The following is a 20,223-nucleotide window of genomic DNA, read 5'->3' as shown; positions in this document are numbered from 1 at the left end:
ATTTGAGATAAGAGGTGTACGAGCATGGCTCAAGAAACAATCTTAACAGTAAAAGAATTGACAAAAGTATTTGGGAAGAACTACAAAAAGGCTTTAGACATGCTAAAGGAAGGAAAATCTAAACAAGACATCCTTAAAAATACAGGTGCTACTGTTGGTGTTAATTCAGCTAATTTTGATGTATATAAAGGTGAAATTTTTGTCATTATGGGTTTATCAGGGAGTGGGAAATCAACTCTCATTCGATTGCTTAACAGACTAATTGAACCGACAAGTGGAAATATTTACATTTATAAAGATGATTTAGTAAGCATGCCTAAAGACAAATTACTAGGTATTCGTCGAAAAAAAATGAGTATGGTCTTTCAAAAATTTGCTCTCTTTCCTCATAGAACAATTTTACAAAATACAGAGTACGGTCTAGAGGTACAAGGGATAAGTAAATCTGAAAGGAAAGAAAAAGCTCTTGAGTCACTTCGACTCGTTGGACTAGAAGGATATGAGAATCAATACCCTTCTCAATTGAGCGGTGGAATGCAACAACGTGTAGGCTTAGCTCGTGCTTTAGCAAATGATCCAGATATTCTCTTAATGGATGAAGCTTTCAGTGCGCTTGACCCTTTAATTAGAAAAGAGATGCAGGACGAGCTTTTAAGCTTACAATCTAGCATGAATAAAACCATTATATTCATTACTCATGACTTAGATGAGGCTTTACGTATTGGTGACAGAATAGCTCTGATGAAAGATGGGAATATTGTTCAAATTGGTTCTCCAGAGGAAATTCTAATGAATCCAGCCAATCGATATGTTGAACGATTTGTCGAGGATGTTGATCTATCTAAAGTTCTTACAGCAGGACATGTGATGAAGTCACCTGAAACGGTTCAACTAGATAAAGGTCCTCGTGTTGCTCTACAACTAATGAAAGATAGGAGCATTTCCACAATCTTTGTTGTAGATAAAAAGAAACATTTACTTGGCGTTGTCACAGCTGATGCAGCCCTAAAAGCAATTGAAAAAAATCAGCATCTCGAGGACATTTTAATAAAGGATATTTCTACTGTATCTAAAGAGACGCTACTAACTAATGTGTTGGAGCTTATGGCTACAACTAGCTTACCTATGGCTGTAGTAAACGAGGAGAATGTTATTTCTGGCATTCTTATCCGAGGAGCAGTCCTTGGAGGACTTGCAGGTAACGATGAACACATAAACAGTGAGCACTAGCTTTTATAAGGAGGCGATTGCCTATGAAAATGCCTAGATTGCCTTTAGCTGATTGGGTAGATGTAACAGTCGAATGGCTAACCAATCATTTCGAAGGTTTTTTTGAAGCTCTATCAGAAGGGCTAGAATGGCTTGTGGATGCAATTGTACAAGTACTTGAACTAGACTTCGTAAATATTGGAGGAAATGAAGCTATAAGTACCTTCCTCCTCATGCTCATTTTTACTTTATTTGCATGGAAAATTGGAAACTGGAAACTAGGGATATTTACTTTATTTGGACTATTACTTATTGATAACTTAGGATATTGGGCTGAGATGTTGGAAACTCTCTCTCTCGTCCTCACATCTGTTGCGATCTCCATCATCGTTGGGATTCCCATAGGAATTTGGGCCTCGCAAAACAATACAGTAAATAGAGTTATTACCCCAATATTAGATTTAATGCAAACGATGCCTGCATTTGTATATTTAATACCTGCTATATTTTTCTTTAATATTGGTGTGGTCCCAGGGATTGTGGCTTCTGTTATTTTTGCTATGCCACCTGCCATTCGACTAACTACTCTAGGAATTAAGCAGGTTCCAAATGATTTAATTGAAGCCACACACGCCTTTGGTTCTACTACAAGGCAACGATTATTGAAAGTACAATTACCATTAGCAATGCCAACCATCATGGCGGGAGTGAATCAGAGTATCATGTTATCTTTATCAATGGTTGTCATTTCTTCGATGGTAGGAGCTCCCGGATTAGGAGCTGAAGTCTATCGAGCTGTTACACAAATTCAAACAGGGATGGGCTTTGAAGCAGGAATATCTATTGTTATTATTGCTATTATCCTTGATAGATTAACCCAAAATATAGGAAAAAACAAACAAGGAGGAAGAATGTAATGTTTAAAAAATGGTCTCTATTTTTACTAGCTGTTACCGTGATCGCAAGCTTAGCCGCTTGTGGAGGTGCAGATGACAAAGATAAAACTGAAGAGAATGCAGCATCTTCAGTAGGAGAAAGTGTTGACTTTGAAATTGTGGGTATTGATCCAGGAGCTGGATTGATGAAATCCACAGCTGAGGTAATTGAGCAATATGAACTTGAAGACTGGGATTTAATTGAAGGCTCTGGGGCAGCCATGACCGCCGCTTTGAAAAAAGCTTACGAAAAAGAAGAACCTATCATCGTCACTGGTTGGACACCACATTGGAAGTTCTCTAAGTTTGATCTAAAATACCTAGAAGACCCTAAGGGAATATATGGTGAAGCTGAATCTATTCATACAATTGTAAGAACTGGCCTTAAAGAAGATCATCCAGTTGCTTATCAAATTCTTGACCAATTTAATTGGACTTCAGAAGATATGGAAAACGTAATGGTGATGATTGAGGAAGGTATGAAACCAGAGGAAGCTGCTTCTAAATGGGTTGAGGAAAATAAAGAAAATGTAGAAAAATGGACTGAGGGTATAAAACCTGTTGATGGTGATGAAATTGAGATTGCCTATGTTGCTTGGGCTAGTGAAATTGCTAGTACCAATGTTGTTAGTAAAGTTTTATCCGATGCAGGGTATGATGTAACCTTACGTCAAGTGGAAGCTGGACCTATGTGGACGGGTGTTGCAGATGGTAGTGTAGATGCTCATGTAGCTGGATGGTTACCATCAACTCATGAGGACTACTACAATAAGTATGAAGGTGACTTCGAAGATTTAGGAGCAAATCTAGAGGGAACGAAAATTGGGCTAGTTGTACCTGCCTACATGGATATTGATTCTATTGAAGATTTAAAAAAATAAGAAATAATGTACCAATATACTAAGTGAAAGAGGCTGTCCAATCAGTCCTCATAAAAGTAAAGCATCTAATGAAAAATAAATTATTTTCCATTAGATGCTTTTGTGTTAATCAATGCTTTATGAAAGTAGTTTTAATCTAGGTATAAAAGATGGTGTATACCGTTCTATCAAATATCTTGAAAAAGTAATAGGAAATTCTAAAGGCGCCACATCCTCTACTTATAACTTCGACATCTTTGTTCAATAAACTATGAACTAATAGAATACTTATTTCTGTAAAGAAATGTACCTCAATATAATTAAAGACGCTTTTCAGTATTATTTATAAAAATGCGCCAAGTTGTAAATAACATTTTCATGTAATCCAATAGTAAGCTAAGTTTACCTTAGAACTAAGCGATTTATTAATCATTGTTTATCATAATGATATTTGTTTCTCCGTGTTAGGCATTCATGCCATCTATTTTAGATTTCATTTACTCCCAATTTATTGTCTAACACGATATTACGAATAATTTTCATTGGCTTGAAACTATCATCATACGTCTCACTAGCTATTGTAACTACAAGATTTATTGGTGGAGAAATAATTATATATTGCCCTCCAAAACCTAGTGCGAAGTAAAAAGTATTATCATATGAAAATTCTTGTTCCTCGTCTAATTTATTCACCCACCAGTGCATCCCATAATGTCCAATGTAATCATATGTACATAAGTGTGGAGTTGTAGCTTCTTTTATCCACTGTGAGGATACGATTTTCTTTCCATTAAACGTACCATTTTGCAACACTAATAGCCCGATCTTCGACATGTCTTCAATTTTCAAAATAAGTCCGTCAGCACCTTTGTTAATTTTCATTTTATCAGCATACCAATGGTATTGTTGAATTCCTAACGGTTTAAATAAATGTTCATTAGCGAAATCCTCTGTTTTCATCTTTGTTACTTTTTGTATTATTGCTGATAAAACGTGGGAACAACCTGAATTATAGTTCATATGTTTTCCAGGATAGTGTACCATTGGGCGGTCAATTACAAACTTAACAATATCGTCATGATATGTCATTGGAGCAAAACAATTCCATTCACCAAACTCTGGGAAATGCAGTCCATCGGACATAGTTAATAGATGATGTATGGTTATGTCCATTTTTCTCTTGTCTTCCTGAGCTTCAAAAAGTTCAGGAAAAAATTGATATACAGGCAAATGTATTGAATCTAAGTATCCTTTATCTAGCGCAATACCCATCAAGATAGATATGACACTTTTTGTACATGAGTTTATTTTATGAAGTTTCTCCTTTTGTTTTTTGTTTTTATAATATTCATATATATTCTTTCCCTCATGAGTAATGTAAACAGCGTTTATTTTCTTCTTCCTCAATTCCTTATTTAATTGATCTCGATTCATTTTCCAAAACTCCTTTACCTTTACAAAGAAATCATTGTGAATGATGTTTTCTTTTCTATTTATGTCTTTGTGTGTACAAAATAAAAAAAGACCAGCTATGGTCTTTTTAGTTATTTCTAGTATTAAAGAGATGTGTTTCACAATACATAATACTAGATCGCAATACTTTAGTTTATTTGTAAACTAAAGTAAATCCATCTTAACAAAAAGCCATAGAGAGCCTCTCTATGGCTTAAACATGCAAAAAAGATTAATACAAAACTTCCGTTAGAGGGCCTTCAAAGTATTTTATTAAATTCGTTGAAGTAAGTTTTATGTTTACCATTTTGAAGAGCCTCCTTATCAATTCTAATAATTTACATGATATTGTATTTTATGGAATTTGTAAACCGGTTTTATAGAAAATTCAAATTTTTCTTTATGCTATTCAATGAATTCTCTCCTTTCTTTATTAAAAGAGATAGATCAACCTAATTCCTTTTTCGGTAAGTTAATTTAACAAATTCCAATATATAGACTCATCCATAGAGAAAAGCACCGTATTGCTTTATTTGAAAAACTTACTATTCTAATGTGATCACAGATTTCATCAATTAGTTATTTGGTTTAAAGTTCTAGTTGGCATTTTCGATTAACTAAGAATGGACAGAAAAATTTGAGATTATTAACTTATCATGCGTGCAATAATAAATGCAGAGGTTAACTTACATTTAAGGAGCTGGTTATGACATATGGGTGCAATAGACCGGAATGGATATAGATTTGAACCTGAATATAGTTTAATTGAGAAAAATGGAGCAATTCACGTATATAACAAAGGGGAGTTTATTGATGAAGTCAAATTTTCCTTTTCTGGTAAATATCCAGAGCTTGATCAAATTGAACAGCTAGTTGATAAATATTGTGAAGAGCGAGGAATCTGATTACCTTACATTCTTTCTTCTACCTTGCGTTTCACTTGCCCAATTCATTAAGAAAAGCGCATTTCTTTCTCTAGAAATGCGCTATGTAGTGGGATCGAATCTCTGGCACTATTACATTATTTAGCTATAAGATTACCGATTAAAGAATTGATTTTATTTTCTCGTTATTTTCGAGCATTACGGTCTATGGTCATTCCTTAATTGGATGTCATATCGCTTTATAATGTAATACATACTATGTACTTGGCACCTGTGTATCCAATCATTAAGAATGGTTACATGGCTTTAAAATGCATATTGATACAAACCATAATAAAGAGGAATACTGATTAATACTCCAAAAATACTTTCTATAATTGATAGTTTTTTTATATAACCTGGAGGAAAAACGATTCCTGTTATCCCCCATATTAATGCACATACAAATATTATCATCCAAATAAAAGGAGTTAACATTTGAACATTGTACACATAACCGAATAACCCGATAAAAGTGATAATGTGCATTACTAAATCAAGTTTTTGCCTTTTGGTTTTAAGCTTCTCCACGTATAAAAAAACAATCAATGAAGCTGCTAGAAAGATCAAATAAATTGACCACATTACTGTAGCAAACATACTTTCCTCCATGATATGAATAGTTTGCTCAATCTTATAATATTAAAATTGAATTGTCATTAGTAAATTTTTGGTAGAGAAAGCATATATTAATCTACAAAACAAACGCTTAAAAATGACACAATACTTACTTCTTTGACGGTTGAAGGCTTAACTATAGAAATAATATAGAAGCTAAAATAAATTCATGCTAACTTCTTTAATGGCAAACGCTAATCTCTATTTTAGATTAGCGCCAGATTGTTAGTAAGCATCCATCATATTTCCATACCTAATGTGCTTCTTTTGTAACTAGCTGATGGGTATATAGATTTCTACTTCTTCACCGTTTTCTACAGGATGATAAGTTTCTATTATGTATGAACCTTGTTTATTATGATACCCTTGTTCTTTAGCCCATTCTCCTAATTTAGAATGAAGTTCACCGACTTCCATGATACTCCCTCTCGTTACAACGAATTCATCCTTTACTTCAATATATTCCATGTCTGAAGGAAGTTCTGATATAGACTCCGACACAATAATTCCTACATAATATTCTCCTTCAAGATGGTCATCGCCCTTTTTAGGCTCAAAGAGAGCGATCTCTGTTCCAGTGTGGTTCGAGATTTCGTCTACCCTACTCATAAATTTCTGAGCATTCATCGGTACTTCATTTCCAAAGTTTTTGAATTCTCCTTTATTTTTCATTCCGACAATTTTAAATGTTTTTTCAAGCTTTTTAAATTCCATATTTTCTCCCCCTGATTATATAATTTTAGAGTCCATTTACTGGTAGTAGGTAATAATAGGTTTTTATTACCATATGTATATCCTAAACCTTGAAGTTAGTTTAATGTCAAATATTTTTTTCATATATTTTTTTAAAATCTATTTGTCTTTAAAAATAATAAGGTAACTTCTGTTAACGAACGAACCCTGCACTTAAACAAACTCCTAATAATAAAAAGAGCACAAATCTTTATTTTAGATTTGCACTATATTGTAGAATATCATTATATTTTTCAAAACATGTCATTTTACCAATGTGATAATCTTCTACCCTATGATAAAGAAATCATTAAACATAATATAAATACAATACTCGATAAAGGTGTCATTACGTATCTTTCTCTTATACTTCTGAATATTAGCTTTCCTACTGTATTTAAATAAACTGTTATTACTCAAAATAAAATATTTGTAGGTGAAAATTAAATATATTCTGCAAGTCAGAATGCTGTAAAAATACAATTCCCATAAAGTGTAGCCGATCCATTTTTTGATTTATATAAGAATTGGTTGTTATAGAAATAAAAACCAATCAATTACATATTACAAAGAGATCATTCCTGTATAATGTATTTATAAGTTAATGTTATATTTCACCAAGAAACCTTTCACTCTAGATATATTTCTTTCTATAAAATTTGTTGGATTTTCACTAACCTCTAATATATAATTCAGGAAACTTACTCTTCTAGCTGTCATAAATAGATCTAGCTCATAGTCAGTTACATCAGGCAAATCACGGATCTTTCTATAACCATTAAAATAAAGTTTTTTCACTTCGTCAAAATTTAGAGATTTATTATACTTGTAGTAATACAACATAATTGATAAATCGTGTATTGGTAAACCGAGCATAGAATCTGCAAAATCAATAATGTGCATTTGTTCATTTTGCACCTTAATATTAGCTGGATTTAGATCACCATGTATTAATTGAATGTCTTTGATATTATTTTTATAGTAAGACGATAATTTATCATTTAAATAAGGGATAATACTGTCCATTATTTGATGGTATTCCTTTGACAAAAATTTCTGAAACTCTTCTTGCTTATATATTGCTTGTTCTCCCTTAAAATAAAACACTTCATCCCACATTTTGGGGGCAAGCTCTGTAGGGACCGAAATCCCGTATGTTGCGTTATGCAAATGAGCAGTTAGCTCACCTAATTGTACAAACCGCTTATCATTTTCATTTCCCTCTAGCTCTTCACCGTCCAACCAACTATATACAGCAACATGTTTCGGTGTAGAAGTATAATCAGATGTAACAACTTGTAATTTCTCACCATCTTTAGCAGGGATCATTTTTGGTGCTGAAATGTGGTTTGTTTTATTTACAATGTCCATAAAAAATATTTCAGTAAGGTTATCTTCAAGAGAGCTATATTCATCTTCAAAAATTTTTAACACATATACGTCACCCAAGCTATCTATAACCTTGTATAGAAAGTTGGTCTCTTCACTCAAAAATTCTAATCGCTTAACTTGTAGATGATATCTTTCTGTCGAAAGTTCTGCTACCTTTTGTAAAGCTTCTTTTCTTGATAATGGGTTACTTTGTTCGTATGCCATACTTTAATACATCCTTTCACATTGCAGCTTTTCTCATGATTCTTACTATTAAGACTAATTGATGATTAACCACAGATATATAGCAAGAATCATTAGTAATCAAGGTCACCATAAAAAAACTGAGCATCTATTTTGCTAGATGATCAGTTCTAATTCATTAATTCTTTGTATAAATTATTTTTTTTACAGTTTCAGTTGAAAGGAAATATTGTTCAGCTAATTGATAAACAGTCTTCCCGTTTTTAAAATCATTTTTCATAGAAGTATTTCTTTCATTGATTTTTTGCCTTCCACCAGAACATGCACCCCATTTTTGAAAATTATTCTTCGTCTTAGGGATATATATTGTTTCCCCTTGAACATATTGTTGAAGTTCTTTTAGAAGTTTTTCAGGTAGAATATTGTTTGCATTTATATAACTCATTTCTGCAGCCCCTTATTCGTAATTAATTACTATAAATAAGGTGCAAAGCCATATATCAGAAATGGAAATACAAAGCAGCAGTGATTTTATTCTTCACTTCATGCGAAGTATTAATTTCTAATACAAGACTTTGCATGAGTAATTTCCAAATTTGCGAACGAAATAATTATCATAATAATGCCCCTTCCCAAGTTAGACTATTATATTATTTTATCAGAATTTTTAAACTTTCAAAACTAGTAATGAACACAATTTACATTTCCACATTTCCCATAAACTTTTAGGAGGTCAGAAATATGTTAGATGATGCTGACTAGATCTATTTAAACTTTATTAGAACTAACTATATAAGACTAAGAGCATTTTTATTTATATTTTATCCTTCAAATGGTGAAAAGCACTAACCCTTGTTACAGATTTACGCCATTTTGTTGAATAAATAACATTTAATTAGTAAACAGAATACTGGCTCATCTTCTCATCACCATTATCACAGAATTAGTACAATATTATATGTATCTTCTTTTTCACCGATTGGACAATTAATTTATAAATACTATCCTATTCAAAATAAAAACACTGGAACTTTAAATTTTTTAAAGTCCACAGTTCTCATTTTTTAGTAACCACAATTTATATTAAGTTTCATATTTTACTATGTACTTGTGTATTTTTTTGGTAAATACCATAATTTAGGATTTTTCGTCCAAGCTAAAAAGAAGTTATAGCATACACTATAGTAGTTTCTATTAAGGAGGTGTATTAATATTGTCTTTTTGTGTTCGTCTTAAGGAGCCAATCGCCGCAGAAGTCGGTGTTCAAGAGTTTATTCAAGTATGCGCTTTTTCAACTACTGATTTAGAAAGGGACACAAAAGTTTTAGTAGCTTTAGGAGATCCCGATCAAGTAGATGATATAAACTTTGTGTTTAGCGAGGGCTCACCAATTGAATTTAACGAAGTAGGTGTTCATGTTTTTGATGATGTAATCTTAAACACATGCGCTAACATTCTTGGAACTTTCAATAAAACAGGAGAATATTTATTTCAAGTGGCATTACTTGATCAAAATACTAATGACATATTAGATTTTGAAGCTGCAACTGTAAAAGTATTTAGCTAGAAATTAAAAGCGCTATGAGCACAGGCTGATTATCACAATATCACTTGTGTTTCATAGCTTGCGAATTAACCAATCCTATTTTCCATATCTTTATTATAACAAGTATTGAAAAGAGGTGGCTTTATTTGACGAGGACGGTGATTGATGCGAAAACGCATAAAGTAATTGCAACGATACCTGTTGGTATTGTAGCAAAAATTTTGTACAGCTTGACGTCTTTTCGCCAGATGGAAAACTTGCTTATGTCACGAACAATGACGATACAACTGTGTCTGTGTAACAACACATAGCGTTATTGCAACTGTGCAAGTTGGGGGTAGTCCACGTTTTATGGCCATCTCTCCTGATGGAAAACTCGCTTATATCACAATGATCTCTGGAACTGTATCTGTCATTGATATGAAAACGCATAGCATGATCTCTATCATTCAAATAGCGGACGGCGTTTAAGGTATTGTCGCCTTTACGCCTGATAGGAAACTTGCTTATGTCGTTGAATCATCTTAAACATAGTTGACAAATTGTCCATTTTGGTTACTACAGTATCTGATTTACGCAATATTGTTCAAAACATAATACCCTTAACCACATTCTTGCGTCAAATTGTTCAATAAATTTAATCTACCAAAAACCTATCACCTTTACTTGATGGTTGTGAAATCAACATAAACTCAACTTCATTATTTGACCTGTTACACATTTGGTGGGGTACCAAAGGAGGAACTTCAATTCCCTCTTGAGGATTTAAGGTTATCTCTTTACCATCTACCTTAATAGTTGCTATTCCTGATAAGACAAAGAAGAATTGGTGTGATTGTTGATGGTAATGATTTGATTCAGATGTATTAGCTGGCATACGTTCATGAATAACACTTAAATTTTGATTTTTCACTAAGTGCCACCCTTCAACGATATCTCCCAATATGTAATGTTCAGCATTGTTTTTGCTTATTTTCATTTTCTGAACCCCCTATCAATAAAAATCTTAGCTTTTCCAATACATAAATAACTTCAATTAAAAAGTTCGGTTCACTTTCTAAAAATTCCTGCTCTTATTCAAGAAAAAGACGCTTATCTTTTAGATTAGCGCCAGGTTGTGGAATAACATTTTCATGTACTCCAATAGTAAGCTAAGCTTATCTTAGTACTATTCGACTCATTAATCACTATGTTTACTATAAGGTGACGCTAATTCGCCCACCTGAAACTATGGATTCATTTTTAGACATTAATAAATTCTTTATGCTTTGCCTCAAGTACACCTTTTTCTTCCCACTTATCTAAAAATGATTTAAAGAAACCTTCTGTATGATGATTAAGTTTTTTGGCAAAATTATACCCATTAATTCCAGCTGATATGTTGTATGAGTCTAATTTTAACGTCTTAACAAAAGCATCAATAGCCTCTTCTTCTCTTTTTAACGTACCTAAACAATGCCCAATCATATACTGGGTGAATATTAACCTTGGAAGACCAACATGTAGAGATTTTTCAAACATTTCTAATGCTTTCTCAACCTGATTAGATGCTAAAAAGACCTCTGCTACCTCATGATACGAAATACTCCAATTCGGATCTAATCTTAGAAGGTTTCGACCTGCTTTTTCAGCTGCCTGCAGATTTTTGGATACATATAAATGCTCCTTTAATTCGGATTCATAAATAGTTTTGATGGCATCTGATTTACGATATTCCTGCCAGCTATTTTTAGGAACAGCTAAATTAGCAAAGTATAAAGATTTTTCCATTTCTTTTCTTGTTTCGTTTATTAGTAAATCCTCTGCTGGAATCATTGCATAAGCACGATAAAATTGTGATAAAGCAATATGCTCTTTAAAATCTCTTCCTTCTCCTAAACTATCGGCAGTTTTTAAACCATACTCAACAAACCAATTAAAAAGTTTCTCTCCAATGCTCTTAGCCTTTAGCTTCCACACAATCGCATTTGAGCAAACCATCAAAATTTGTGATTCTGGTAATGTGTGTACTTCGAATAATTCCATCATCTTTGTAAATTCTTTTTCATGTTGATTTTGATTTTGTCGATTCTGCAAAATAAATTTTAAAAAATAGTATTGAATTTTATTTTGTACAACTAAATCATCGATATTGATTGAAGAAAAAATAGAAATGGCTAAATCATAGCGCGCTATGTATGTTAATCGGTAGGATAAAATTAATTTTTCTATAGACGATAACGATGACATATTGCTTATATTATCTTTTATATCACGCATAAATCCACTAGTTTCATAGTCTAATTTTAAAATTTTTTCTAAGGGCAACTCTGTTACTCGAGACACCTCAACTAATGTAGAGGGCTCCAATACTTGTCCCAAATGAAAAGGTATTTCATGTTCTATTGTTCTACAAACACCCTGTGTCCAAAGTGAAGATATATTATCAACCTCTTTTAAATGTAGGATAGCTGATAAAAAAGCATTATCATTTTCCATTGTTATTATCCTCCCTTTCCTATTAAACTCTTATCTAATAAAAAAGCGATAGTGAATTCTCAGAGAGAATTCACTATCTTAGTAGCTTATGCAGGGAAAAGTGCAGATAGACGATCAACTACAGGACTCTCAAATGTCATCATGGAAAATCACCCCTTTTATGTAACTTATTAACATTGTAAACCAGATTAATTGTTTTGTCAAACAATTACAAAAATATAATTTATTTCTAAAATTGGAAAATTTATACTTTTTTGTGTTATAATTGATTTTGGAGGGTGATTAATTTATGAATAAACTATGGACAAAAGACTTTATCTTTCTTTCTCTTAGTAACCTGTTTATGTTTGGAAGCTTTTATATGCTTTTACCCACATTACCATTATTTATAGTCGATTCTTTACAAGGAGAAGAAAAGCATGTAGGGCTAATTATTGGTCTTTTTTCGGCAGCACAAATCTTTTCGCGACCCTTAACTGGTAGATGGCTTGATTATTACAGTAGAAAACATGTATTCTTGTTGGCTAGGATTTTATTTGCTCTTTGTATGTTCTTCTATTTAGGAATTGCTAGTCTGTTTGTTTTTTTTCTTTTGCGTTTCGTGCATGGTTTTGGTTTTGGAATGGCTACAACTGCTTCAGGAACAATAGCTTCTGATATTATTCCTCAAGAGAGAAGAGCCGAAGGTATGGGATATTATAGTACCTTTGCAAGCATTGCCATGATTGTTGGTCCATTTTTGGGACTAGTATTATTACAGGCTTATGATTTCTATGCGATGTTTCTTATTTGTACATTATTATCGATAACGAGTTTTGTATTAGGCTACTTTATCAAAGTTTCTAAGACAGAAAAATCAAAAGAACGTTCGAAAAAGAAATTTAAATTAACTAATTTCTTCGAATACAAAGTAGTTCCGATATCAATTGTATCTGGTCTTATGTATGTCCTATATGGTGGAATTGTGTCCTTCATCTCCCTATACGCTAAAGAACGTGGTAATGTTGATTTAGCTGGTTATTTTCTAGGGATTTTATCTATAGCTTTAATTTTCGCACGTCCACTATCGGGAAAAGTATCGGATAAGTATGGTTCCCATCTGGTAGTTTTTCCAGGCTTTATATTAGCTATCATAGGTGTATTACTGTTAAGTCAAACTCAAACTGTCCTCACCTTTAATATATCAGCAGCACTTATAGGGATAAGCTTTGGGTTAATGCTACCTAGTTTGCATGCTACAATGCTTGAGTTAGTTCCCGCTGAAAGACGAGGAACTGCAACAGCTACATACTTTATGGGAAACGACATAGGTATTGCATCTGGATCATTCATTCTTGGTTTTATTGCTAATTATCTTGGATATGCCATGATGTACTTATCATCAACTCTTTTCATAGTACTGAGTTTCATTTCATATCTCACTGTTTTACACAAGAAAAGACTGGAACAAAAACAGGAAACATCATTATCATCATGAAATGTGATTTATATTTTAAATTGTTATTTACCTCTTAGAACGTTACTTTTAAGTAACGTTCTTTTTATTTGGCAAAAGGGAAATACAGGAATACAGTTATGATATCAAAATGAAACGCAGCATGATTTTACCCTGAGCATTATTCAGATGAAATTTGTAGTATATATCCTCCCATTTACACATAGTTTCATGGATAAACATAAATATATTTATGTTTATAGTGAATTACAATAAGATGACACTCATTAGCTTAAAGCTCCTACTTCCATAAAAAAATGAAGTCTACAACTCTTTAATAATTCATTTCTATAACAATGCAAAAAGGACTGATTTCAGTCCTATGTAACCTAAATTTCTAAAATGTTATGGAAAGTATTTTTCCTCTTGTTTATTAAGCTAATAACTAAAAGGGTGAATAGTAGTAGAACTAAAGCATCTGTAGAAGATAACCACCTCAAAGTTGACCAACGGCTTTCTTAATATAACTTTGTTTCGAATAAAAACTATGTTTTAATAAAATTGAAATCAATCATCAACAATTGAGGTGAAAGAAGCATGGAAAAAATATTTTACGGAACAAACCAAAATCAATTTGGTGAACTACTTCTTCCTGAAGGTGAAGGACCTCATCCTGTCGCCATTGTCATTCACGGTGGATTCTGGCGAAAACGAGTCACGCTTGAGAGAATGAGAAAGGTTGCTCAGGATTTAACAGCAAGCGGGATTGCAACATGGAACATTGAATACCGTCGCACAGGCCAAGAAGGTGGAGGTTGGCCCGGTACATTAATTGATGCTGCGAATGCGAGTGACTACATACGTACCCTTTCAAAATCTTATCCACTCGACCTGAATAAAGTTGTGACAATCGGTCACTCCGCTGGTGGTCATCTCGCAACCTGGATTGCTGCACGCCATCGTATTGCAAGGGATAGCGAGCTTTTCATCGAAGACCCTATCTCTATTCTCGGTACTGTTAGCCTTGCTGGAGTGAACGACCTTGAAATGATGCATGGTGTGCATCATTATCGTGACAAGGTGCTATCTCGCGAACCAGATAATCCAACAGCTGAATTAATTGGGGGATCGCCAGAGGAATATCCAACGCGTTACAAACATGCTTCTCCTGTTGAACTTCTTCCAATCGGTGTCCACCAGACACTTATTCATGGTGCACTTGATATCCACGTACCGATCGGAATTAGTGATCACTTTCACCGTGAAGCAGAAAGGGCAGGAGATAGTGTAAAATATGTTAACCTTCTTACTGCAGAACATCTCATGTTGACAAATATCACCTCTCCCGCATGGCCAACAGTCAAAGAAGAGGTTCTGTTACTAGTCAACAATTAAGAAATAAGCAACGCTTCTATCCAGTTGAGTCACAGTGTATGGTGCCAGTTAGGTTATTACATAGTGCAACATTCCAGCAGGTATCATAATGACGGAGTTATCATAACTGCTTCTTTGAGAGCTTAAATTGTTTCTATCCATAGAAGGTTCATACCTAATAAGAAAAATACTGACTACTAGGTATGATCCTTTTATCACTTTTTAACAAATAGATTGAAATGATCCATTCTAAAAACTCTTAAAATGTATTTTTCAAATCTTCCTAGCTAACTAGACAAATTTTCATTCAATGTCTTGTCCTCTTAATTTGAATAAAGACACATCTTTTTCAAAATGTGCTCCATATTGCTTAACAAGAAGTTATTCATTAAGGTACTCATTAAACCATACATCAATTTCATCAACCACCTCTTCAAAATGAGTGTTTAACACATGATCACCTTTAGGATAACTTATAAATTTATATTCTCTATTATGCTCTTTTAACTTATTAGCTAGTTCATTCGCTTGTTTAACGGAGACTCGCCAATCATCTTCACCATGTAAAATTAATGTAGGTACCTTTATTTCATCAGCCCAGAAAATAGCTGATCTATCAATGTATTTTTGTTTATCAAGCAGCGGATTCCCTACTAAATCTTCTAATACGCTTTTCATGTCTTCTCCTCTGTTTTCATACGTATCAAAAAGGTCAGTAATTCCACCAACTACTGCAATTGCTTTTACTTGGATATCTTTTTTTGCTGCTAAGTAAGCCATCATTCCACCTCTTGACATTCCGAGCATGAAAATATTATTCGTATCTGCATAAGGTAGTTCTTTGGCAACATTCACAAGGTTCATAACATCATTTACATCTGATCCACCAAATTCATCTTGTCCTTCTTTACTAATACTCCCCCGATATTGTGACGCGATTACGATATATCCTTTCTGCGCCCACCCTGATAAATAGTTAATTGTATTAATGTCTATCATTCCATAATCACGATTCCCACCTCTGTTAAAAATCAAAACAGGGGAAACCTTATGATTCTCTTTAGGTTTTATGATATATCCAGTAACCTCATGTCCATCACTACGATACTTTAAGTTTATTACTTCAGTATTCTCTAACTTTCCTTCCGGACGGTTTTCATTTTCTAAGCTAATAATCGTTTTTTCAGCCTCAGAACAAGCAGCTAGACTTAAAACAAGAAACATTAATAGAATGACCTTAGACCTTTTCATATCTTTCTCCTCCATTTGTACTATCTGCGTGAAAAAACAAAATTTAGTTTCAATATCACTTTAGCTTTATTAAACTATTTTGTTTTTTTCTTTAGAACCTTCTATTAATTGCTAATAATTACAACGAGATTGTGTTTATAATACACGAAAGAATGTAGTCAATCTTAGCTTAGTACTATTCGGCTCATTAATCATTGTGTTTCATTATTTTTCTACCACTTTAACTTTTTTTCACCCATGAAAATGTGATTGATCCAAATATAAGAAATAGCATACTGATTACCCACATGATTCCTGCCACACTAAGCTTTAAGGATACTTCTTCTGATGCCATGGGATGATTAAAATCAAAATTAATTGCTGCAAGGAATAAATTTACTGCCCAAGCTAAAAAAACGAGATAACCTAGAACGAATCCATAAGCCATTCTATACGACTTTCTTTTGATAAATAATAATAAAATAACGATAAAAGATATTCCCATTACTATAGAAAATCCATATGTTAAATATCCCATCGTTTCTTGCTCCATAGGCATAATTTTCCCTCCTCTATTTACCTTTATTTATTCTCTTCATATCAATAACTCCTGCTATTGTATAAGTATTTTGAGGTCATACTAATCTAATAATATACCATAAAATTCCTTATATAAATTAATAGGCTAAAATGAAAACTAGTAACAAATGTCCATCGAGACTACTAAATAACCTCGTTTACACAATATTGCACAAAACATAAAGAAAGACGCTTTCAGTATTATTACTGAGCAGCGCCTGCTAACCTTCAAGATAATGGTCCTAAAACGAAAATGACGCTAACCTTTTCCACATTAACGCCAGATTTCGGAATAAATAAAAGTTGCTTCATCCTCAGATTTCTAATTCTGCTTCACAAGCACCACTGATACTAAAATAACTGATGTTATTTACTTTCTATCTCACTCCTGGCCTTCTCTATCATGGTTTTTATAAACGGTTCTTTCTTCTTTGTATAAGTCGGTCTATCAAACTTATATTTAGAAGCAAGTTCTTTTTTTAGTGAGGCATACTCTTTAGCTGCATGGGGGTGTACTCTAAGATAATCACGAAACAATAATTTTTCAATCCACTCACTGCTATTAAATTCACAAATATGTAGATGCGAAGTACCCTGTCTCCATAATCCCTTCCTAAAAAACTCTCTATCTTTAAACTCAGGTTGGGGGACATATTCATATTCAATCAATTTTATCACCTAGAACATTAAGAATTCTTTCTTTCTCATATCCAAATTGATTTTCCCAATTTGGATTATAATTACTAAGAACAACAATTGGTTTTGTCATATTTATTCCACCTATGAAAATATTACTTTTTTATTTTGCACTTATAATTCTAAAATGATTTGTTGCTTACTACAACTTTCTGGTGAATACAAAAACACGATGATGTTTAGGTCATCGCGTCATATTGCTGAAGATTAATGCATTATTTTTTGTGTAGTTTCGAGTATAAGCTTATGTTCTTGAAGCATATCAATATTTCTTGTGTAACCTTTGATTTACTTTCCTAGTTTGGCATAAAGCTTTCCATTCTCTTAGTTAGACATGGGAATCTATTTTGCACCTTTTTGATTAGGGCCAAGTTTGTCATCTCGGTACAACACAATTTTTGTACATTCAAATATTAGAAAATCTGTGTCTTTCCTTACATATCAAAATATGCATACTCATAAACTAAAAAAATGAAAGCTTCTTCCCTAAGTGTAAGAAGATTGTTTGGTAATGTAGTCATAACGTCACAAGAAGCTTTTGCATAAAGGACTCATAATCATGGGCATCCTCGCATTAGCCACGCGTTGACCTCCCCCCTTGCCTGCACCGAATGTCTATTGGATTATAAAAATGATAGATGTTCGTTTTAATTACGTTCTCACTTTTGTTTCAAATTACTTCAGCAAGCTGGTTAGGCAGTGTTGTCTTGCCAAATAACGTAACCTATGCGAATAAGGTGATTTATTTTTCTACTTTATATGCTATTTGCTCACTCTGACACCTGTTTGCTACCCATTATTTAAAACCCTTCTTAAATTTATACCAATTTCCACAAAGGTGATTTACGAACCCATAGAAAAATTAATAGACTAAACATACAAGCAAGTAAAAATACTAGCGAAGGATTATACCACTCTGCAATCCAGCCTGATGCAATAATTGCGATAGGCATACCAATCTTAAACATTGAACCTGTAATCCCGCTAATTCTTCCAATTAGTTCATGTGGCGTCGTTTCTTGGCGATATGACCAAATACAAATTGATGAGATCGTTCCAAATAATCCGTATAAAAACAAACTGAATCCTAATATCCAAATGTTATTTGCAATAAATAACATAAAGTATGTTAAACCTGATAATAATGTTGTCATTCCGAGAATCACACCAACCGCCATTTTATTGCGAATCCACGTAACAACACTACTCCCTACCAATCCTCCAAGGCCAGCACATGATAAGACGATTCCCAATTGTGAACTATTTAGCTGTAATACATCCTTAGCAAAAAAGATAATCATTGTATCTACCATTCCCGAAGTGGAGTTAGTAAAGATAACTAGAATGGTGATCATCCAGAGTGGCCTATTATTTCTAAGTTCTTTCCAGCCTTCTTTTAATTCTTCACGAAAATTTGTATCCCTCTCTATTTCAGCTTCGTTTGAATCCAATAACATGAGTAGGAAGAATGCAACGGTAAAAGCAATTGCTGTAATAAGTAAACCGATATGCAAATTAGAAAAAAATAATATTAAACCTGTTATTGCAGGGCCCATTATCCCAATAAATGTAGTAATAAATGCAAATGATGCGTTAGCAGGAGTTAATAACTCTGTTGGTAATACTTGCTTAATTATACTTGCCCTTGCATTAAAATAAGCGTAACTACAAGTCATCAACATGAATCCAGCACTGTAGAAAACGATTAAGTTCTCAAACCCAATTTGGATGAGCATAAATAACAGAAAAAGCACAACAATTTGTAAAAAGATCGCCCATAAAGACCACCTTTTTTTATTGACACGATCAACGATAACACCAATAAACATTGCCAATAATAGATTAGGAAGAAATTCAATAGCCCTCATTGTGGACATTGCTACTGAGGATGCTGTTAAAGTGTATAATATCAACGGAAGCGCTAATTCATAAACCTTACTTCCAAAAGCAATAATTGATCCAGTGATGAAAAGAATAACAAAATTTTTATTCATCCATAGTGATGAATGTTCGTTCTTTTGTCGAATAGATATGTTTTCTTTTGGTTTAGGTAGATTCATAATCTTCCCCTTTCTACTGTTATTTATTGGCTGTTTTCGCATAGATTGACCTTTGTTGTACTAATAAATAAACACAAATACAACTAGATTTCGTAGCTTTTTTTCTATACAAAGATGATTTATGAGTCAATGACACCTTTAACTTCTAATTTAGGAGCTATTATCAACAAAGTTTACGAAAAGAGCCTATTTATTAGTTTAAACTCAATTAAGGTGAAAGAAAGCTGAAAGAATTATATTGTTTTTTCACCTTTTATCTCGTGTCAACTGGTTGGTTTAACTAACCAACAGTGGAGAATGAAGAAAAAACTGCACTGTTGGGAGCTTCAATTAGTTTGAATAGCCATCTATGAAGAGCTTGATTTTGTGTTAGTTAAAGTGTTCTATTACTTTATTGTTTCTAAAAAATCCCTACTCCATATAGAGTAAGGCTTATCTGACAATCAATTATTTGAAAAATTTCTCAGCACCATTATTACTAATATTTGTATATTCCACTGTCACACGCTTGACTCGTAAGA

18 protein-coding genes are annotated in these 20,223 nt (G+C 33.1%); 7 read left to right on the top strand and 11 right to left on the bottom strand.

The annotated features are described in order from the left end of the window. The first annotated feature begins 24 nt into the window (after positions 1 to 24). The 3 genes from JM172_RS17470 to JM172_RS17460 are packed head-to-tail and all read left to right on the top strand — an operon-like array spanning position 25 to position 3,025. Entirely contained in the window at positions 25 to 1,230 is a 1,206-nt protein-coding gene (locus JM172_RS17470; protein WP_214483665.1) for a quaternary amine ABC transporter ATP-binding protein, read from the top strand. Positions 1,231 to 1,253: 23 nt separating this feature from the next. Further along, positions 1,254 to 2,126, top strand: a complete 873-nt coding sequence (locus JM172_RS17465) for an ABC transporter permease (protein WP_214483664.1) — start codon at positions 1,254 to 1,256, stop codon at positions 2,124 to 2,126. Beyond that, on the top strand, positions 2,126 to 3,025 hold the full coding sequence (locus JM172_RS17460) for a glycine betaine ABC transporter substrate-binding protein (RefSeq protein ID WP_214483663.1): 900 nt from the start codon (positions 2,126 to 2,128) through the stop codon (positions 3,023 to 3,025). The genes JM172_RS17465 and JM172_RS17460 overlap by 1 nt, the downstream gene beginning before the upstream one ends. A gap of 465 nt (positions 3,026 to 3,490) precedes the next feature. Here JM172_RS17460 and JM172_RS17455 read toward each other — a convergent pair whose 3' ends face one another. Continuing rightward, positions 3,491 to 4,438: a serine hydrolase domain-containing protein gene (locus JM172_RS17455; protein ID WP_214483662.1), complete on the bottom strand. Its 948-nt coding sequence runs from the start codon at positions 4,436 to 4,438 to the stop codon at positions 3,491 to 3,493. Between the two features lie 731 nt (positions 4,439 to 5,169). On the opposite strand from JM172_RS17455, the gene JM172_RS17450 reads away from it, so the two are divergent. Then, a complete protein-coding gene (locus tag JM172_RS17450) occupies positions 5,170 to 5,361 on the top strand; it encodes a YbxH family protein (RefSeq protein ID WP_214483661.1) in 192 nt (63 codons plus the stop codon). A 285-nt stretch (positions 5,362 to 5,646) separates the two neighbouring features. On the opposite strand, the gene JM172_RS17445 is transcribed toward JM172_RS17450, so the two are convergent. From JM172_RS17445 to JM172_RS17430, 4 genes are all read right to left on the bottom strand, one after another. Beyond that, complete coding sequence (locus JM172_RS17445; protein WP_250886741.1) at positions 5,647 to 5,979, bottom strand: hypothetical protein; 333 nt, start codon at positions 5,977 to 5,979, stop codon at positions 5,647 to 5,649. A gap of 291 nt (positions 5,980 to 6,270) precedes the next feature. Next, positions 6,271 to 6,711: a GyrI-like domain-containing protein gene (locus JM172_RS17440; RefSeq protein ID WP_214483660.1), complete on the bottom strand. Its 441-nt coding sequence runs from the start codon at positions 6,709 to 6,711 to the stop codon at positions 6,271 to 6,273. A 612-nt stretch (positions 6,712 to 7,323) separates the two neighbouring features. Next, positions 7,324 to 8,325 carry a phosphotransferase enzyme family protein gene (locus JM172_RS17435; protein WP_214483659.1) on the bottom strand — a complete coding sequence of 334 codons (1,002 nt, stop codon included), beginning with the start codon at positions 8,323 to 8,325 and terminating at the stop codon, positions 7,324 to 7,326. A gap of 157 nt (positions 8,326 to 8,482) precedes the next feature. Next, positions 8,483 to 8,749, bottom strand: coding sequence for a CD3324 family protein (locus tag JM172_RS17430; RefSeq protein ID WP_214483658.1), 267 nt, complete (start codon positions 8,747 to 8,749; stop codon positions 8,483 to 8,485). 768 nt (positions 8,750 to 9,517) lie between these two features. Here JM172_RS17430 and JM172_RS17425 point away from each other — a divergent pair. Next, positions 9,518 to 9,871, top strand: a complete 354-nt coding sequence (locus JM172_RS17425) for a hypothetical protein (RefSeq protein ID WP_214483657.1) — start codon at positions 9,518 to 9,520, stop codon at positions 9,869 to 9,871. Positions 9,872 to 10,487: 616 nt separating this feature from the next. Here the strand turns inward: JM172_RS17425 and JM172_RS17420 are convergent. After that, the gene (locus JM172_RS17420; RefSeq protein ID WP_214483656.1) at positions 10,488 to 10,829 is read right to left on the bottom strand and encodes a cupin domain-containing protein; all 342 of its coding nucleotides are present in this window, start codon (positions 10,827 to 10,829) and stop codon (positions 10,488 to 10,490) included. A gap of 263 nt (positions 10,830 to 11,092) precedes the next feature. Continuing rightward, entirely contained in the window at positions 11,093 to 12,328 is a 1,236-nt protein-coding gene (locus tag JM172_RS17415; RefSeq protein WP_214483655.1) for a tetratricopeptide repeat protein, read from the bottom strand. A 289-nt stretch (positions 12,329 to 12,617) separates the two neighbouring features. On the opposite strand from JM172_RS17415, the gene JM172_RS17410 reads away from it, so the two are divergent. Next, positions 12,618 to 13,805, top strand: a complete 1,188-nt coding sequence (locus tag JM172_RS17410; RefSeq protein WP_214483654.1) for an MFS transporter — start codon at positions 12,618 to 12,620, stop codon at positions 13,803 to 13,805. Between the two features lie 555 nt (positions 13,806 to 14,360). Further along, a complete protein-coding gene (locus JM172_RS17405; RefSeq protein ID WP_214483653.1) occupies positions 14,361 to 15,158 on the top strand; it encodes an alpha/beta hydrolase family protein in 798 nt (265 codons plus the stop codon). A 360-nt stretch (positions 15,159 to 15,518) separates the two neighbouring features. Here the strand turns inward: JM172_RS17405 and JM172_RS17400 are convergent, their stop codons facing one another. The 4 genes from JM172_RS17400 to JM172_RS17385 all read right to left on the bottom strand — a co-directional run bounded on the left by JM172_RS17400 (position 15,519) and on the right by JM172_RS17385 (position 19,702). Continuing rightward, positions 15,519 to 16,388: an alpha/beta hydrolase family protein gene (locus tag JM172_RS17400; protein ID WP_214483652.1), complete on the bottom strand. Its 870-nt coding sequence runs from the start codon at positions 16,386 to 16,388 to the stop codon at positions 15,519 to 15,521. A 220-nt stretch (positions 16,389 to 16,608) separates the two neighbouring features. Beyond that, the gene (locus JM172_RS17395; RefSeq protein ID WP_214483651.1) at positions 16,609 to 16,926 is read right to left on the bottom strand and encodes a hypothetical protein; all 318 of its coding nucleotides are present in this window, start codon (positions 16,924 to 16,926) and stop codon (positions 16,609 to 16,611) included. A gap of 386 nt (positions 16,927 to 17,312) precedes the next feature. Next, a complete protein-coding gene (locus tag JM172_RS17390; RefSeq protein WP_250886740.1) occupies positions 17,313 to 17,615 on the bottom strand; it encodes a GrpB family protein in 303 nt (100 codons plus the stop codon). A gap of 845 nt (positions 17,616 to 18,460) precedes the next feature. Continuing rightward, a complete protein-coding gene (locus JM172_RS17385; RefSeq protein ID WP_214483650.1) occupies positions 18,461 to 19,702 on the bottom strand; it encodes an MFS transporter in 1,242 nt (413 codons plus the stop codon). Positions 19,703 to 20,223 lie beyond the last annotated feature (521 nt).

This window comes from Bacillus sp. SM2101 (assembly GCF_018588585.1).
Classification (GTDB): domain Bacteria; phylum Bacillota; class Bacilli; order Bacillales; family SM2101; genus Nanhaiella; species Nanhaiella sioensis.
Note: the sequence above shows the minus strand (reverse complement) of the source record. Positions and strands in the feature narration are given on the sequence as shown.

Bases quoted from the DNA above. Each gene is read 5' to 3' on its own strand.
- JM172_RS17385 (WP_214483650.1), bottom strand. From the start codon at position 19,702: ATGAATCTACCTAAACCAAAAGAAAACATATCTATTCGACAAAAGAAC.
- JM172_RS17435 (WP_214483659.1), bottom strand. From the start codon at position 8,325: ATGGCATACGAACAAAGTAACCCATTATCAAGAAAAGAAGCTTTACAA.
- JM172_RS17460 (WP_214483663.1), top strand. From the start codon at position 2,126: ATGTTTAAAAAATGGTCTCTATTTTTACTAGCTGTTACCGTGATCGCA.
- JM172_RS17450 (WP_214483661.1), top strand. From the start codon at position 5,170: ATGGGTGCAATAGACCGGAATGGATATAGATTTGAACCTGAATATAGT.
- JM172_RS17445 (WP_250886741.1), bottom strand. From the start codon at position 5,979: ATGTTTGCTACAGTAATGTGGTCAATTTATTTGATCTTTCTAGCAGCT.
- JM172_RS17420 (WP_214483656.1), bottom strand. From the start codon at position 10,829: ATGAAAATAAGCAAAAACAATGCTGAACATTACATATTGGGAGATATC.
- JM172_RS17400 (WP_214483652.1), bottom strand. From the start codon at position 16,388: ATGAAAAGGTCTAAGGTCATTCTATTAATGTTTCTTGTTTTAAGTCTA.
- JM172_RS17430 (WP_214483658.1), bottom strand. From the start codon at position 8,749: ATGAGTTATATAAATGCAAACAATATTCTACCTGAAAAACTTCTAAAA.
- JM172_RS17415 (WP_214483655.1), bottom strand. From the start codon at position 12,328: ATGGAAAATGATAATGCTTTTTTATCAGCTATCCTACATTTAAAAGAG.
- JM172_RS17465 (WP_214483664.1), top strand. From the start codon at position 1,254: ATGAAAATGCCTAGATTGCCTTTAGCTGATTGGGTAGATGTAACAGTC.
- JM172_RS17405 (WP_214483653.1), top strand. From the start codon at position 14,361: ATGGAAAAAATATTTTACGGAACAAACCAAAATCAATTTGGTGAACTA.
- JM172_RS17455 (WP_214483662.1), bottom strand. From the start codon at position 4,438: ATGAATCGAGATCAATTAAATAAGGAATTGAGGAAGAAGAAAATAAAC.
- JM172_RS17395 (WP_214483651.1), bottom strand. From the start codon at position 16,926: ATGCCTATGGAGCAAGAAACGATGGGATATTTAACATATGGATTTTCT.
- JM172_RS17470 (WP_214483665.1), top strand. From the start codon at position 25: ATGGCTCAAGAAACAATCTTAACAGTAAAAGAATTGACAAAAGTATTT.
- JM172_RS17410 (WP_214483654.1), top strand. From the start codon at position 12,618: ATGAATAAACTATGGACAAAAGACTTTATCTTTCTTTCTCTTAGTAAC.
- JM172_RS17440 (WP_214483660.1), bottom strand. From the start codon at position 6,711: ATGGAATTTAAAAAGCTTGAAAAAACATTTAAAATTGTCGGAATGAAA.